15 protein-coding genes and 1 tRNA gene are annotated in these 15,402 nt (G+C 68.9%); 7 read left to right on the top strand and 9 right to left on the bottom strand.

Translation table 11 applies throughout. The features are described from left to right. Positions 1–193: 193 nt before the first annotated feature. The gene (locus tag GT007_RS20850; protein ID WP_160123600.1) at positions 194–1,771 is read right to left on the bottom strand and encodes a 2-isopropylmalate synthase; all 1,578 of its coding nucleotides are present in this window, start codon (positions 1,769–1,771) and stop codon (positions 194–196) included. Positions 1,772–2,049: 278 nt separating this feature from the next. Here GT007_RS20850 and GT007_RS20845 point away from each other — a divergent pair, with 278 nt between their 5' ends. Then, positions 2,050–3,021 (top strand): NAD(P)-dependent oxidoreductase, encoded by a 972-nt coding sequence (locus GT007_RS20845; protein ID WP_160123599.1) that lies wholly within the window; start codon positions 2,050–2,052, stop codon positions 3,019–3,021. A gap of 6 nt (positions 3,022–3,027) precedes the next feature. Here the strand turns inward: GT007_RS20845 and GT007_RS20840 are convergent, their stop codons facing one another. After that, positions 3,028–3,795, bottom strand: a complete 768-nt coding sequence (locus GT007_RS20840; protein WP_160123598.1) for an IclR family transcriptional regulator — start codon at positions 3,793–3,795, stop codon at positions 3,028–3,030. 223 nt (positions 3,796–4,018) lie between these two features. Between GT007_RS20840 and GT007_RS20835 the strand changes: the two genes are divergently transcribed. The 5 genes from GT007_RS20835 to nthB are packed head-to-tail and all read left to right on the top strand — an operon-like array spanning position 4,019 to position 7,872. Continuing rightward, a complete protein-coding gene (locus GT007_RS20835; RefSeq protein ID WP_160123597.1) occupies positions 4,019–4,771 on the top strand; it encodes an ABC transporter permease in 753 nt (250 codons plus the stop codon). Positions 4,772–4,781: 10 nt separating this feature from the next. Then, on the top strand, positions 4,782–5,591 hold the full coding sequence (locus tag GT007_RS20830; protein WP_236571791.1) for an ABC transporter ATP-binding protein: 810 nt from the start codon (positions 4,782–4,784) through the stop codon (positions 5,589–5,591). Further along, positions 5,588–6,622 (top strand): ABC transporter substrate-binding protein, encoded by a 1,035-nt coding sequence (locus tag GT007_RS20825; RefSeq protein ID WP_160123595.1) that lies wholly within the window; start codon positions 5,588–5,590, stop codon positions 6,620–6,622. The genes GT007_RS20830 and GT007_RS20825 overlap by 4 nt, the downstream gene beginning before the upstream one ends. Before the next feature lie 25 nt (positions 6,623–6,647). Beyond that, the gene (locus GT007_RS20820) at positions 6,648–7,241 is read left to right on the top strand and encodes a nitrile hydratase subunit alpha (protein WP_160123594.1); all 594 of its coding nucleotides are present in this window, start codon (positions 6,648–6,650) and stop codon (positions 7,239–7,241) included. 13 nt (positions 7,242–7,254) lie between these two features. Further along, the gene (gene nthB / locus GT007_RS20815) at positions 7,255–7,872 is read left to right on the top strand and encodes a nitrile hydratase subunit beta (protein WP_160123593.1); all 618 of its coding nucleotides are present in this window, start codon (positions 7,255–7,257) and stop codon (positions 7,870–7,872) included. A gap of 8 nt (positions 7,873–7,880) precedes the next feature. Here nthB and GT007_RS20810 read toward each other — a convergent pair. From GT007_RS20810 to flgE, 7 genes are all read right to left on the bottom strand, one after another. Then, a tRNA-Leu gene (locus GT007_RS20810) sits at positions 7,881–7,963 on the bottom strand. A 21-nt stretch (positions 7,964–7,984) separates the two neighbouring features. Beyond that, a complete protein-coding gene (locus tag GT007_RS20805; protein WP_160123592.1) occupies positions 7,985–9,013 on the bottom strand; it encodes an AbrB family transcriptional regulator in 1,029 nt (342 codons plus the stop codon). Between the two features lie 56 nt (positions 9,014–9,069). Further along, positions 9,070–9,816, bottom strand: coding sequence for a DUF1217 domain-containing protein (locus GT007_RS20800; protein WP_160123591.1), 747 nt, complete (start codon positions 9,814–9,816; stop codon positions 9,070–9,072). A 6-nt stretch (positions 9,817–9,822) separates the two neighbouring features. After that, positions 9,823–10,266 carry a flagellar biosynthesis repressor FlbT gene (locus GT007_RS20795; protein ID WP_160123590.1) on the bottom strand — a complete coding sequence of 148 codons (444 nt, stop codon included), beginning with the start codon at positions 10,264–10,266 and terminating at the stop codon, positions 9,823–9,825. Between the two features lie 301 nt (positions 10,267–10,567). Continuing rightward, positions 10,568–11,623, bottom strand: a complete 1,056-nt coding sequence (locus GT007_RS20790) for a flagellin (RefSeq protein ID WP_160123589.1) — start codon at positions 11,621–11,623, stop codon at positions 10,568–10,570. Further along, complete coding sequence (locus GT007_RS20785) at positions 11,623–13,155, bottom strand: flagellar hook-associated protein FlgK (RefSeq protein WP_160123601.1); 1,533 nt, start codon at positions 13,153–13,155, stop codon at positions 11,623–11,625. Before GT007_RS20785 ends, GT007_RS20790 begins: the two co-directional genes overlap by 1 nt. A 187-nt stretch (positions 13,156–13,342) precedes the next feature. Then, a complete protein-coding gene (flgE, locus tag GT007_RS20780; RefSeq protein WP_160123588.1) occupies positions 13,343–14,644 on the bottom strand; it encodes a flagellar hook protein FlgE in 1,302 nt (433 codons plus the stop codon). A gap of 291 nt (positions 14,645–14,935) precedes the next feature. On the opposite strand from flgE, the gene GT007_RS22650 reads away from it, so the two are divergent. Next, positions 14,936–15,402, top strand: a 467-nt coding sequence (locus tag GT007_RS22650; protein WP_457852348.1) for a hypothetical protein, incomplete at its 3' end; no start/stop codon positions are given.

The raw sequence follows: 15,402 nt of genomic DNA, 5'->3' as shown, positions 1-15,402 counted from the left end.
CCCAGGCAATGCGGCGACATCTTCGCCCATTGCTCGTCACTCAAAACCAAACGCTGCGTCATCCAAAGCGTGAATCATAAACACACGTCACCAGGAAAGATCTAAATCTCAACAAGCCCTATAAAAAAGGCGCCCAACCCGCCAGGATGGGCGCCCACCGATCGGGGTCCAGGGGCAAGGCCCCTGGGGCGCCTTACTCCGCCGCCACCGGCGGTTCCCGCCGTTCCCGCTTCACCAGCAGCTTGTTCAGCGCGCTGACATAGGCGCGCGCGCTGGCCACGATGGTGTCGGTTTCGGCGCCCTGGCCGTCCACCAGCTTGCCGTTTTCCTCCAGGCGAACCGTCACGCGGGCCTGGGCGTCGGTGCCGCCGGTCACGCTCTGCACCGCGTACAGTTTCAGCGCTGCGTCGTGCGGGAAGGCGTTGCGCAGGGCGGCGAAGGTGGCGTCCACCGCGCCGTCGCCGGTGGCCATGCCGTCCACGCGCTCGCCGTCCACTTCCAGGGCCAGGGTGGCCATGGGCTTGGCGCCCATGCCGGTGGCCACCGTCAGCGCGGTCAGCTTGATGCGGGCCTGCTGCTGGCCGATCTCATCGTCCACCAGGGCGGCGATGTCCTCGTCGTAGACGACCTTCTTGCGGTCGGCCAAATCCTTGAAGCGCTTGAAGGCGTCGTTCAGCTGGTTGTCGCCGACCTCATAGCCCAGGGTCTTCAGCCGGTCGCGGAAGGCGGCGCGGCCCGAATGCTTGCCCAGCACGATGGAGTTGGTGGTCCAGCCCACGCTTTCGGGCGTCATGATCTCATAGGTGCTGGCATCCTTCAGCACGCCGTCCTGATGGATGCCCGATTCATGCGCGAAGGCGTTGCGGCCGACGATCGCCTTGTTCGGCTGCACGTCGAAGCCGGTGATGGTCGCCAGCAGCTTGGACGTGCGCAGGATGCGCTTGGTCTCGATGCCGGTGGTGGTGTGCAGGGCGTCGTGGCGGGTGCGCAGGGCCATCGCCACTTCCTCCAGGCTGGCATTGCCCGCGCGCTCACCGATGCCGTTGATCGTGCATTCGATCTGCCGGGCGCCGGCCTGGACCGCGGCCAGGGTGTTCGCCACCGCCAGGCCCAGATCGTTGTGGTTGTGGGTGGAGAAGATGGCGCGGTCCGCGTCCGGCACCTTGTTGATCAGGGTGCTGAAGATCAGCCCCATATCGGCCGGCAGCGAGTAGCCGACGGTGTCGGGGATGTTGATGGTGGTGGCCCCTGCCTTGATGGCGGCGTCCACGCACTGGCACAGGAAATCCAGGTCGGAGCGCGAGCCATCCTCGGCGGACCATTCCACATCGGCCGCGTGGTTGCGCGCCAGGGAGACGCTTTCGGTGATGCGCTCCAGCACCTGTTCGCGCGTCATGCGCAGCTTCACGCGCATGTGCAGGTCGGAGGTGGCCAGCACGATGTGCACGCGGGGGCGGGCGGCCAGCTTGGTGGCCTCGACGCTGGCCATGATGTCCGCGGCGTTGGCGCGGGACAGGCTGGCGATCACCGGGCCGTCCTTGGCGAAGCGCTTGGCGATGGACTGCACGCTCTCGAAATCGCCGGGGCTGGCGATGGCGAAGCCGGCTTCCAGCACATCGGCGCCCAGCTCATGCAGGGCCTCGGCCATGCGCAGCTTCTCCTCCAGGTTCATGGAGAAGCCGGGCGACTGCTCGCCGTCGCGCAGCGTGGTGTCGAAGATGATGACGCGGCCCGGGGCGATCTGGCCGAAGCTGGGGTGATTGATGGACATTTCTGGCGTTCCTGAAATCGGAGCTGGACGTGCGGCATCCTCGCCGCCGGGGCTACCCCCTGAGCGACCATGGCGCGCGGCCATGCATCACGCTCAGGGGCGCGTAAGTCGAAGAAGGAGGAGGGCGAGCGGAAGCGAGAGGCTGGAAGCCCCTTCGTTCAGTGCAGCGATGTCGCGCATGGTCCGCATCGGGGCGGAACTTATCGAGGCAACGGCTTGCACGCAAGAGGCCGCCGGCCGCAAGCTGCCCCCAACCAAGAAACAGGGAGGCGCCAGCCATGGCCCAGCATCACATCCTGCTCTGCCGCTCGCTGCATCCGGCGGGGCTCGCCCTGCTGGAGGAACGCCCGGGCATCCGCCTGACCATCCTGCATGACCCGCCGGTGGCGCAGTTCCACGCCTCGCTGGCCGATGCGGATGCCGTGCTGTGCTGGCTGGAGCGCGTGACCCAGCAGACCCTGGACGCCGCCCCCCGGCTGCGCTGCGTGTCGCGCTATGGCGTGGGGTTCGACACGGTGGACATCGCGGCCTGCACCGCCCGGCGGGTGCCGGTGATGGTGGCCAATGGCAGCAACGACCTGTCGGTGGCGGAGCACGCGCTGATGCTGATGCTGGCCATCGCCCGCCGCGCGCTGGACACGCACAACGCCATCGCCGAGGGGCAATGGTGGCCGCAGGGCGGGCCCCGCACGGTGGACCTGGCGGGCCGGCGCCTGCTGGTGGTGGGGTATGGGCGCATCGGCAGCCGCGTCGCGCGCTATGGCCAGGCGTTGGGGATGAAGGTGAGCGTGCTGGACCCGCTATGGCGGCCCTCGCGCCTGGCGGCCGATGGGCTGGAGGTGGCGCGCGGCCTGCACGCGGCGCTGGCGGTGGCCGATGTCGTCTCCCTGAACTGCCCGTTGCGGCCGGACACGAAGCATTTGATGGACGAGGCCGCGTTTGCCGCCATGAAGCCCGGCGCCATCCTGGTGAACACCGCGCGCGGGCCGGTGGTGAAGGAGGCGGCGCTGATCCCGGCGCTGGAATCCGGCCGGCTGTTCGGCTTCGGCACCGATGTGCTGGAGGTGGAGCCGCCCGAGGGCATCCACCCGCTGACGCGGCTGAAGAATGTGGTGATCAGCCCCCACAGCGCCGCCAGCACGGAGGAAGGGCTGGCCCGCATGGCGCGCGCCGCCGCGCAAAACATCCTGGATTGCCTGGATGGCAAGCCCGACCCGGGGATGATGGTGAACCCGGAGCTGGTGGGGTAGGGCGGTTCAGGCGGCGCTGGCGGCCTCGCCCTCCAGCAGGGCGGAAAACCGCCGCGCCGCCTCCAGCACCAGCCCCCGCATCCGCTCGCGCTCCGCCATGCGGGAGGGCGGGCCGGAGACCGACATCACCCCCACGATCCGCCCCGCCGCGAAGACCGGGGCCGCGATGCAGATCAGCCCCTCCAGCAATTCCTCATTGTCCTCGCCATAGCCTTGCTCGCGGATGCGCGCGACGCTGGCGCGCAGGGCCTCCGGCGTCGTGCAGGTGTGGGCGGTATAGGCTTCGAGCGGGCCGGCCGCGATGCGGTCCAGCAAGGCCGGCTCGGCATAGGCCAGCAGCACCTTGCCGCAGCCCGTGGCATGCAGCGGCCCGCGCCAGCCATCGCTGCTGAGCATGCGGATGGAATGCGGGCTGTCCACCTTGGTCAGGTAGCAGATGCGGTCGCCGTCCAGCACGCCGAAATGCGCGGTCTCCCCGCTCTCGCGCACCAGCTCCTCCAGCATCGGGCGGGCCAGCTCGCCGGGGTCGAAATGCGCCCGCGCGGCCTCGCCCAGCTGCACCAGGCCCAGGCCCAGGCGATAGCCCTTGCCATCCGGCACGACGACGCGGTGCGCCTGCAAGGTGGCCAGCAGCCGGTAGATGGTGGGCCGCGGCAAGGCCAGGCCGCGCGCCATGTCGGAGACATTCAGCGCCTTCGCCTGCGCAGCCAGCAGGCTGAGCAGCCGCAGCGCGTGGTCCACGCTGTTGATCCCTGGAACCGTGTTGCCTGCCATGAACGACCCGTGTGACGCGCGGCCGCGGGGCGGCGCCATTTAGCGCTTGCTCCCTGACCGAATATGGTTATTATTGATACTACACTGTCCGATATTGATACAGAAAACCCTGCCCGTCAAGCCCGGATCGTCCGGTCGATCAGAGCGCCGCGACGGAGCGGAGGCAACAAGAAACTGCCTGGTGGAACGCCGGCGCCGCAACGCGCTGACGGAGTGAACAACGATGCGAACCTGGCGTGGCCTGGTGGGCCTGACTGCATTTTTCGCCTTCTGGCAGGGGCTCACGATGGTGGGGATCATCGACCCCTTCATGATGCCCTCGCCGATCTCGGTGATCGAGGCGCTCTGGGAGATGGCCCTGGATGGCTCGCTCTGGATCAATCTGGGGGCCAGCCTGCAACGCGTGCTGGTGGGTTATGCCGCCGCCTGCGTGGTCGGCGTCTCGCTAGGGCTGCTCTGCGGCTGGTGGCGCGTGGTGGCGGATTTCGTCCGCCCGGTGGTGGACGCGCTGCGGCCCATCCCGCCGCTGGCCTGGATCCCCATCACCATCCTGTGGTTCGGCATCGGGGATATGGCCTCCTACTTCCTGGTCTTCCTGGGGGCGGTCTTCCCCACCTTCATCGCCACCTACACGGCGGTGCGGGGGCTGGACCGCAACCAGATGAACGCCGCGCTGTGCCTGGGGGCGGGCCCCCGGCTGCTGTTCGCCGATGTGCTGATCCCGGCCTCGTTGCCCATCATCCTGCCCGGGCTGCGCATCGCGCTGGGCATCGGCTGGGCCTGCGTGGTGACGGCGGAGCTGATCGCGGCGCAGAGCGGCCTCGGCTACCTGATCCAGCAATCGCGCATGCTGTTCCAGATCCAGAACGTGGTCGCCGGCATGGTCGCCATCGGGCTGGTGGGGTTGCTGATGTCCCTGCTGCTGGAACGCCTCGAACGCCGGGTGAATGCCTGGGCGCCCTCCGAGCGGGCCTGAGGAGGCAGCCATGAACCAGATGTCCATGATCGCCGCCGACACGCCCATCGCCATCGCCGGCCTGTCGAAGATCTATCCGGGCCAGCGCGGCGGCACCGCCGTGACGGCGCTGCAGCACGTGGATCTCACGATCCGGCGGGGGGAGTTCGTCTCGCTGCTTGGCCCCTCGGGCTGCGGCAAATCCACCCTGCTCAGCATCGTCGCGGGCTTCCAGAAGGCCAGCGAGGGCAGCGTGCTGCAGGATGGGGTGCCCATCACCGGCCCCGGTCCCTCCCGCACCGTGGTGTTCCAGGACTATGCGCTGTTCGGCTGGATGACGATCCAGAAGAACGTGGAGTTCGGCCTGAAGGCCAAGGGTATGCCCGCCCGCGAGCGCGCCGAGATCGCCCGCGCGCTGATCGCCAAGGTCCAGCTCTCGGGCTTCGAGGACAAATACCCGCATGAGGTCTCGGGCGGCATGAAGCAGCGGGCCGCGATCGCCCGCGCCCTGGCGCCGGACCCCGAGATCCTGCTGATGGACGAGCCCTTCGGCGCGCTGGACGCCCAGACCCGCGTGCTGCTGCAGGAGGAGATCGCCCGGCTGTCCAGCGATGCCGGCAAGACCGTGATCTTCGTCACCCACGGCATCGAGGAAGCTGTCTTCCTGGCCGACCGCGTGGTGGTGATGAGCCCCCGCCCGGGCCGCGTGCGGGAGGAAGTGCTGGTACCCCTGCCGCGCCCCCGCACCGCCGAGATGCGCGCCGATCCCTGGTTCGTGCGCACCGTGAAAGACCTCTGGGACACCCTCAAACCCGATTGGCAGAAGGAACAAGGCCAATGACCATTCCCCGCCGCGGCCTGGCCGGGCTGCTTTCCGCCACGGCGCTCGCCGCCCCGCGCATCACCCGCGCGGCCGAGGGCGACCTGGTGCGCTTCGCCTGGACCAACACCGTCTCGGTCTCGGCCCAGGTGCAGCACACGCTGATGCGCACCAACATCGCCGAGAAGCACGGCCTGCGCATCCAGATGATCCAGATGGCCAGCTCGCCGCCGGTGAATGAGGCGCTGCTGGGCAACGCGGCCGACATGGGCAGCGTGTCCGATTTCTCGGCCGTGACGATGATGGCCGCGCGCGCGCCGGTGCTCACCGTCTCCCACCAGTCGAGCTTCCGCTCGGCGATCCTGGCCACGCGGCGCTCGGGCATCACGAAGACCGAGGATCTGCGCGGCAAGAACGTGTTCGGCGTGTTCGGCATCACCGCCTTCCAGAACGCGCAGGACGCGGTGCGCCGCGCGGGCCTCACGCCCGGGCGGGACATGAACTTCGTGAACATGGGCACGCCCGAACTGGCGGATGCCGTGCGCGCCCAGCGCATCGACGCCTTCTTCACCTGGGACCCCTGGGTGTCCTTCTTCGTGCAGCAGGGCTTCGCCACCATCCTGTCGGAGAACCCCACCCCGGCCATGGTGCTGGAGGCGCGGAAGGCCTTCGTGGACACGAAGCCCGATGTGCTGAAGCGCTTCCTGCGCGCCCATGCCGAGGCGATGTATTTCGCCAGCAAGAACCATGAGCTGACCAATGGCTGGTTCCGCTCGCTGGACCCCGCCCGCGGCCTGCCGGTGGATGTGATCGAGACCGCCTCCAACGTCGATCCGCACTGGAACGCGCCCAGTATCGGCGCGATCAAGCAGGCGCTGACGCCGGAACGCCTGGCCATCATGCAGGCGCTGGCGAAATGGGGCGCGGAGAACCGCCTGTTGCAGAGCGAGCCGCGCGTCACCGACTATGCCAACATCGCCATCGCCCAGGCGGTGGATGAGGAAAACGCGGCACGCCAGTTCGATGCCTCCGGCGTGACCGTCACCGGTTGATCAGGGAGAGAAGACCATGGGAACCATGAGCCGCCTGCGGCCCGTCACCGCCGAGGCGCCGGTCGAAAGCCGCGCCGCCGCCGTCGAACAGCTGCTGGACGACAAGGGGATGGAGGCCACGGCCTTCGTCGATGATTTCGCGGCCCATGCCGACGCGCATTGGGTGTCGCGCAACGGTGCGGGGGTGGTGGCCCGGGCCTGGGTGGACCCTGCCTATCGCGCCCGGCTGCTGGCCAATGGCCGCGACGCGGTGATGGAGCTGGGGCTGACCATGCCCCCCCACCACCGCCAGCTGGTGGTGCTGGAGAACACGCCCAGCCTGCACAACGTGATCGTGTGCACCCTGTGCTCCTGCACGGCCTTCACCATCATCGGCCTGGCGCCGGACTGGTACAAGGATCTGGAATACCGCGCCCGGGTGGTGCGGCAATCGCGCACCGTGCTGCGGGAGATGGGCCTGGACCTGCCGCCCGGGATCGACATCAAGGTGTGGGATACCACGGCCGACACCCGCTACATGGTGCTGCCCGTGCGCCCGGAGGGCACCGAAGGGCTGAGCGAGGCCGAACTCGCGGCACTGGTGACGCAGGACGCCCTGATCGGCGTGGCGCGGCTGTGACGGGGCGCTGATCATGGACGGCATGCACGACATGGGCGGGCGCGAGGGTTTCGGCCCCGTCCGCTACACTCCCGGCGCCCCTTCCTTCCACGCGGCGTGGGAGAAGCGGGTGAACGCGCTCTACTCGATGGCGGTGCGCAAGGGCATCTTCAACATGGACGAGTACCGCCACGCCATCGAGCGGATGCGGCCCTACCACTACATGTCCGCCAGCTATTTCGAACGCACCCTGACCAGCTTGGCGACACTGCTGGTGGAAAAGGGCGTGCTGAGCCAGGCGGAGCTGGAAGCCGCCGCCGGCGGGGCCTTTCCCCTGGCCGGCCCCGCCGCCCCGGGGCGTGTCAACGCGCCGGACCGCCAGCCGCTCGCCCCCGGCGACCGGGTGCGGGTGCGCGACGAGCATGTCTCCTGCCACGTGCGGATGCCGGGCTATATCCGCGGCAAGACCGGGGTGGTGGTCAGCATCAGCCCGCTGACGCCCTTCCCCGACGCGCACGCCCACGGGCTGCATGCCGAGGACGAGCCCACCTATGACGTGGCCTTCGACGCGCTGGAGCTGTGGCCCGGCGCCGCCGACCCCGCGCTGGTGCATGTGGCGGTGTTCGAGAGCTATCTGGAGAAGCTGGGCTGAAGCGGGCCTGCGGGCGGCGGGACTCGAACCCGCACAGGCGTTCACCCGAGCGATTTTAAGTCGCTTCCGTCTACCATTCCGGCACGCCCGCGCCGGAATCCTCCATCGCGCATCAGCGCAGGATGCGCAATCTCCTGGCAAGGTCATAGATCGAGCCGACGAACAGGTTGCACAGCAGCGTGCGCGTCAGGTGAAAGCCCAGCACCAGCGGCACCGCCAGGTCCAGCGAGCGGGCGGTGATGCCCATCTCCGGCATGCCGCCCGGGGCCATGCCCAGCACCACGGCGGCCGGCGGCAGGCCGGTGGCCAGCCCCAACGCCACCCCGATCGCGGCGCACAGCGCGCACAGCAACAGGGAGGAGATGACCGAGGCCAGCACCAGCTGGCGGGAGCCCAGCAGGAATTCCCGCGTGATGCGCTGCCCCAGCGTCGCCCCCAGCGCCACCTGCGCCATGTTCACCAGAAAGGACGGAATGCCCGAGGGCATGTGCCCCGTGCCCGTCAGCGCGATGGACAGGATCAGCGGCGGCAGCATCCAGGGGTTGGCGATGCGCGTGCGGCTCATCACCAGCGCGATGCCCAGCCCCGCGGCCAGCAGCGCCAGCAGCCAGGGCAGGTCCACCGCCAGCCGGGCGGTGTTGAACACCGTGTCCTCCGCGTGGTGGGCGAAGAAGCTCAGGCCGAAGGGAAAGGTCAGCACCACCACCAGCACGCGGATGGTTTGCGCCAGCGTCACTGGCGGCAGCGACACGCCGGCGCGCTGCGCCAGCACGATCATCACCACCACGCCCCCGGGGACGGAGGCGAAATACCCGGTGCGGCTGTCGAGCCCCGCCATGCGCCCCAGCATCGGCGCCACCGCGACCCCCGATAGGATGGACAGGATGCCCGCGGCCAGCAAAGCGGGGATGGCCTCGGCCACGGCGGCCACCACGGCGGGGGTGAAGCTCTGCCCCAGCGACAGGCCCAGGATGATCAGGGCGGCCGGGCGCATCAGCTTGTGCACGCGGGCGGGGCGGAACCAGTTCAGCGTGGCGGTCGCGGCCAGCGCGCCGATCATCCAGGCCAGCGGCACATGCAGGGCGGAGAACACGGCCCCGCCCAGGGCGGCGAGCAGCAGGGTGAGGAGGATGGATGTCACGGCACCGCACCATCGGGGCGGGCCGCCCGGGGGTCAAACCCCGTTTGTCTTACAATTCAGACAGTGAAGCCGTATTGTGCCAGCAGATTGGTCGTTGTGTTGGTGCTGCTCTGATCCTTGTTGGTCAGATAGCGTTCAATCAGCTTCTGCACCTCCTTGGGGTTCTGCAGCTTGGCCAGGTCCAGCCGGCTGGTCACGGCCCGCGCCTGGGTTTCCACCGACTGGATGGCGATGGTGCTGGGCAGGCCCAGCGCGCCCGTCACCACCCGGCGCAGGATCGGGTCGCCCAGCACCGTATAGACATCCTTGGCGGTGGAGGCCTTGTCCTTGAAGGACAGCGAATCGCTGAGGCCCGCCACGTCGCCATCCAGCTTCTCGTACCATTTGGCGCGTTGCAGGCCTTCCTTCAGCGTGGCCTGCAGGGCGGGGTCCTTCAGCGCGTCCAGCCCCTTGCTGTACAGGTTCAGCGACTTGGCGGCGGCCTTCCAGCGCGAATCCGTCAGGTTGTTGGCCAGGCTTTTCGTGTCGTCCAGATTGCTCATCAGGGCGCGCGTGGCCAGGCCGGACTGGCTCACGGCATCCGACAGGCCCATGGCCGTCAGCAGCACGCCCATGATGCGCGGGTCCTTCAGTGCGGTCTTGATGTCCTTGGCCTGGGACACCGCCTTGGTGAACTGGTCCATGCTGCGCTGGACGTCGGGCTCCTTGGCCACGCGCGCCAGCGCCTTGGTCTCCGCCCCCTCCTGCAACAGGGAGCGGTAGGCCAGGATGGGATTGCCGGAACTGGCATAGGTGCCGGACATGGCGCGCTACACCGAGGCGACGGCCCCGCGCAGTTCCCGGCGCGGGGGGGGCAGGGGGGTCAGGCCCAGGATCTCATCCTCATGCCGCATCACGCGGCGGGCGAGCTTCAGCGCGGTGTAGCCGTCATCGGTGTCCGCGGCCTCCAGCGCCTGGTCCAGCAGGGTGCGGGCCAGTTCGGAGGTGGTGGCATCCTTGAACTCGGTGATCAGCTCATGGGCCATGCGCAGCCCGTCGCCGCGCTCCTCCTCCGCGCCGATATAGGCGGTCTGCAGGGCGAAATAGATGCGGCGGGCGGGGGTGGTGGCACCTTCGGGCGCCATGATCTGCTTGCCGAACAGGAAACGCGCGCGGGCCGCGAGTTCGATGCGCGCGCGGTTGCGGAAGCGGATGGGGGCGCCATTCACCACCATGAGGTCGCCTTGCCGAAGCTCCAGTACCAGGGTGGACAAGGTTTTGGCCTCCTAAGGGTCTGTCTTGCCGTCTGCGCGCCGTCTTGGCGGGCTGCGGCCATGCGTTGTGCTGGCTGGCCGGGGGGCGGCCTGTGATGGGAGTGTCACGCCTGGGCATTAACAGGGGCTGAAACCGGAAGGGGGCGCGCCAGGAAAATGCGGAAGAAAGATATGCGCGCGGAATTGTGATGTGGGCTGGAGGCGCGGGCAAAAGAAAAAGCCGGGGGAAAGGAATTTCCCCCGGAGCCCTCATTCTTTTATTTCTATCGGTTTTTGGTTTGTTCTTGGTGGTTGGGGGTTATTACAGGAACTTTGTCAATGTCAGGTCGGCCAGGCCGGATGTGGCGCGGTAACTCGCCTCCAGCTGGGTGCGCGTGGCCTGCAACCGCGTCAGCGTGCTGGCCATGTCCACCTCGGTCAATTCGGCGAGCTGGGTGTTCAGCTGGGTGGTGATGTCGCTGTGGCGGGTCTTTGCGGCCTCCACCTGCTTCTGCACGGCGCCGAGGCCGCCCGTCTCCTCCGCCAGGGCCGACTCGGCGGATCGGAAGGTGTTGCGCAGGCTGTCCGCCACGGCGTCGAAGCCCGTGCCCTGGGCCATCTGCGCGGGCGTCAGCGCGGCCAGCGTCATCAGCCCCCGCAACAGGTCCCGCGCCCAGCTGCCGGTGGTGTCGCCGGCGCTGATGGCGGTGCCATTGGCATTGGCGCGGATGCCATAGGTCATCAGCTCCCCATCGCCGACCGGCACGGCCCGCCTGGGCTCGCCCGCACCCTGGGCCGGGTCCTCCAGAAAGGCGGAGAACACGCTGTTGCCCGCCGTGGTGTCCTGGGCCGCGGCCAGGGTGGCGGCGGTGACGGTGGCGGCATTGGCATTGGTCAGCCCCGCCACGGCGGTGGCGATGGTGGTGGCCATGGTGCTGGTGGGCAGGCTGTCCGGGTTCGGCACGGGCGGGTTCGCCAGGTCCGTGCCGCCGAACAGGTATTCCCCGTTCAGCCGCGTGTTCAGCAGCTGCCCCACCTCCTGCAAGGCGGTGCGCGCGCGCGACTGCACCGTGACCAGGGAGTTCGAATCGGTGGAACTCAGCTTGGTCGCGATGTCGGAGCGGAATTCGCTCGCGATATCCGACAGCCGGCTCAGCGCGGTCTGCATCACGCTCATCCGGGTCAGGGACTGGTCGATGCTCTTCGTATAGGAATCGCGCCGGGCGATGTTGTTCTGCAGATCCACCGTGCGCGGCACATCGGCCGCGATCTCACTGAGCGTGGACGCCTTGAGCCCGCTGGAGGATTGGCGGGAGAGGATGTCGAGCCGGGCCCGCAGCAGGCTGGCCTCGCTGTTGAGGCGGGAGATCAGGTCCATCAGCGCACCGCCGCCATCAGGGCATCATACATGGACTGCACCGTCGTCATCACGCGGGCATTGGCCGCGTAGGCGTTCTGCAGCTTCACGAGGTTGGACATTTCCGTATCCGAATCCACCGAGGATTTCGCGTCGATCCGCGCGGTCAGCGCGTCGCGCAGGGCCGCGGCGCTGGTCTGTGCCGCCACCGCCTCCGCCCGCGTGTTGGCATGGCTGCTGGAGACCTGGGCCGCATAGTCGGTCAAGGTGCGGGAGGCGGTGAGCGAGGAGCTGAGCGTGCCATCCGGCCCCAGCCCGGTGCTGGGAAAGGAGGCCCAGGCGACGCCCGTCTGCGCCTCGCTGCCCAGCGCGTTGTTCAGCACGCGGTCGATCAGGGTGGTGAAGCCCGTGGGCCCGCCCGCGGGGTTGGTGGTGAAGGCGCTGGGGCCGGTGGCGCTGCCGGTCACGTTATGCGTGCCGTCGCGCAGCTTGGTCAGGTCGGAACTGACGGCCGTGTTCACCTGGATGCTGAGCGAGAAGCCCAGCTCATTGCCCGCGACATAGCCCGCCGAGGGATCGGGCACCGTGCCCGAGGCATCGGTGAACAGCGTCAGCCCCACCGCGTCGAGGCGCGAGGCCAGCTCGCTCGCGGCCACATCCACCTCGGCCATCATGCGCGGCAGCACCTGGTCGCGCATCACGATGTTCTCGGTCAGCCGCCCGCCGGAGAGCTGGCCCGTGATGTCCACGCCCCCCATCGTCACGCCGGGCAGGGTGCCGGTGGCGCCGTAGTAGGAATCGGCCCCGACCTCGGCATGGTCGACGCTGAGGATGTCCTCCCCATGCGTGGGCAGGTTCAGGTTCACGCCGTTGCGCCCCAGCAGCACCACGCCGCCGTCGCTCTGCTTCACGGTCTGCACCGGCAGCGATTCGGACAGCTTGGCGATCGCCTGGTCGCGCTTGTCCTCCAGATCGGCGGTGGAGATGCCGGAGGCGGTGAGGTTGCGGATCTGGTCGGTCAGCCCCGCGATGGTGCGCAGGCTGTCGTTCACCGCCTGCACCTCGGTCTCTATGCCGGTCTGGGCCTGCTCGCGCGCGCCGAGGATGGCCTGCCCCGCCTCATGGAACAGGGTGACGGCGTTGTTCGCGGCCGTCAGCGCCTCACGCTGGATGCCGGTGTCGGAGGGCGCGTCGCGCAGCTTGGTGAAGGCGCTCTGGATCGCGTTGATCGCGTTGCCCAGCGTGTTGCCGTCCGTCGGCTGGCCATAGACGGCCTCGACCCCCGCCAGCAGCTTGTCGCGCACCGTATAGGCCTCGGAGGCGGCGTTGCGGTTGTTGCGCTCGTTGATCAGCGCCTGGTCCACGGTGCGCGTGGCCTCGCCGGTCCGCACGCCCAGCGCCAGCCCGTTCACATCCTGGGAGGTGAGGGTGAGCGTTTTGCGCGTATAGCCCGCGGTCGTCGCGTTGGCGACGTTCTGGGAGGCAAGGGCAAGCTGCCGCTGGGTGGCGGCCAGCCCGCTGCGGGCGATGCTGAGGGCGGTGTCGAGGCTCATCACATCTCCTGTTCAGGAACGCTCCGCCAGGGTCCGTCCCAAAATGCGGGACTGGGGTTGATGGCGGGTTAATCCCTGGGGATGGCCAGGAATGTCGGGAATGCCGCCCGGCCGGGCATTTTGCCCTGGCGCGTTTTCGCGCCGTGGCCGGGCGGAGGGGGGCGGATTTTCCGCCCCCGAAACGGGATCAGCGGCGCATGTTGATGGTGTCCTGCAGCATCTCGTCGCTGGTGGTCACCACCTTCGTGTTCGCGGTGTAGGCGCGCTGGGCCACGATCAGCTTGGTGAATTCGGTGGCGATATCCACGTTGCTGCGCTCGATGCTGCCCACTACCAGCCGGCCCGCGCCGTCGGAGGCGACCTCGGTCACCCGTGCCTCCCCCGATTCCGGGGTGCGCATGAAGGCCTGGCCATCCAGCCGCTGCAGGGCGTCGGGGTCGGAGAAGGTGACGAAGGGGATGCGCGCCACGACGCGGGACTGGCCGTTGTCGTAGTTGATGGTGACATCGCCGTTGTCGCCGATCGACAGGCCGGAATAGGACCCCGGCGGCACCCCGTTCTGGGAGATGTTGCGCACCGAGAATTGCGTGCCCGCGTATTGCGTCAGGCCCTGGGCCTGGCCGATCTCGCCCAGGTTCAGGGTGATGGATTGCGCGCCCTCGCCGAAATCGGTGGTGAAGCTGATGGAGGCGGGGTCGCCGGTGACGGTGCTGGCGCTGGGCGTGACACCCACCGCCGAGGTGAAGCTGCCCAGCGTGCCGGAGGCGGAGGCGGGGGTGGCCGCGTTGCCGAACTGCACCCGCACCGTGCGGGTGGTGACCGTCGTTTCATCCGGCATGGAGATCGACATGTCCCACTCGCTGCTGCCGGTGACGGGGGTGAAGGTCAGCGTCGCGGTATGGGCGGAGCCCAGGCTGTCATAGATCTGCACCTGGGTGCTGACGGCGGTGGTGCTGTCGGCCGGCAGGTTGGCCGACAGATCGACCGAGGTGGTGGCCACCGGGTTGAACACCTGCTGGCTGACACGGATGGGCTCCAGCGAGGTGCGGTTGGGTGCGCCGGTGGTGGCATCCATCGGCCAGCCCTGCAGGAAATAGCCCGAGCCATTCACCATGTAGCCGTCGCTGTTCAGGGAGAAGTCGCCGGCGCGGGTATAGAATTGCCGGTCGTCGAAGATCGGCTGGCCATTGTCGGTGCCCCGCTGGGAGGCGACGGAGAAGAAGCCCTGCCCACCGATCGCCAGCGCCAGGGAATTGTCCGACTGCTCGATCGTGCCCTGGATGGTGTTGGTGTAGTCCGGCCGCGCCACCACCGAGCCCGCGGTGCTGACCGTGCGGCTGGACTGGGTGATCAGTTCCATGAAGTTGGTGTCGATGCGCTTGTAGCCGATGGTCTGGCTGTTCGACAGGTTGTTGGAGATGTTGGCCAGCGACTTGGACTGCGAGCTGAGTCCGCTGATCGCGGCTGTCATGGCTCCGAACAGGGACATGCACCAGGCTCCTTGGCGATACTGTGGGCGACATTGCGGCACGGCCCACCCGGAATGGGTCGGCACGGAAGGGCGGGGGCCCTCGCCATGGTGCAGGCACGGGGCGTGCCAGCGCCTGGCGGGGGTTGGGGCGGCAATCCCTGCCGGGTGGGGTGCGAAACTGCCGGGCGGGGGTGCCGCTTGCCGGGGCGGGGCGGGGCAGGGGCTGGCATGCGGGATGCCTGGATGGGCTGGCCCCGGCCCCTGCCGTGGGCCGCCCCCCAGGCGCCACCTCCGATGCAAGGAGCCCGCATGCTCGCTTCCGCCAGCACCCATGCCGCCCCGCCCGTCCAGCCCGGCGCAGGACTGGCCCCGGGGCTGGGCTGGGTGGCCCAGGCCACCGACCAGAGCCAGGGCTTTTCGGAGGCGCTGCGCCGGGCGGCGGAGGCGGGTTCCGCGCCGGAACGCCCAGGGGTTGGTCAAGGGAGTGACCAGGGGGCCGCTCAAACACCGGCGGAGCGCCCGGTGCCGGGCCAGCCGGTCCCGGTCCAGACAGGGCAAGTCCAGCCGGGACAAACCCGGACGGGGCCAAGCCAGCTGGCCCAGGCGGGGATGGCGCAGCCAGCCCCCGGGCAGGCGGCGCAGGAGACAGCGGCTCAGCCACAGCCCATCCTGGCACAGACGGTTCCGACGGCCGGACAGGATGTCCCGACCGGCGCGCCGCCCCTGGCCGCCCAGGCGCGGGCCCCGGCTGGCGCTGCCCCGCCCCTGCCGGGCGC

The sequence above is a fragment of the Rhodovarius lipocyclicus genome, from assembly GCF_009900765.1.
In the GTDB taxonomy this organism is placed as follows: domain Bacteria; phylum Pseudomonadota; class Alphaproteobacteria; order Acetobacterales; family Acetobacteraceae; genus Rhodovarius; species Rhodovarius lipocyclicus.
Note: the sequence above shows the minus strand (reverse complement) of the source record. Positions and strands in the feature narration are given on the sequence as shown.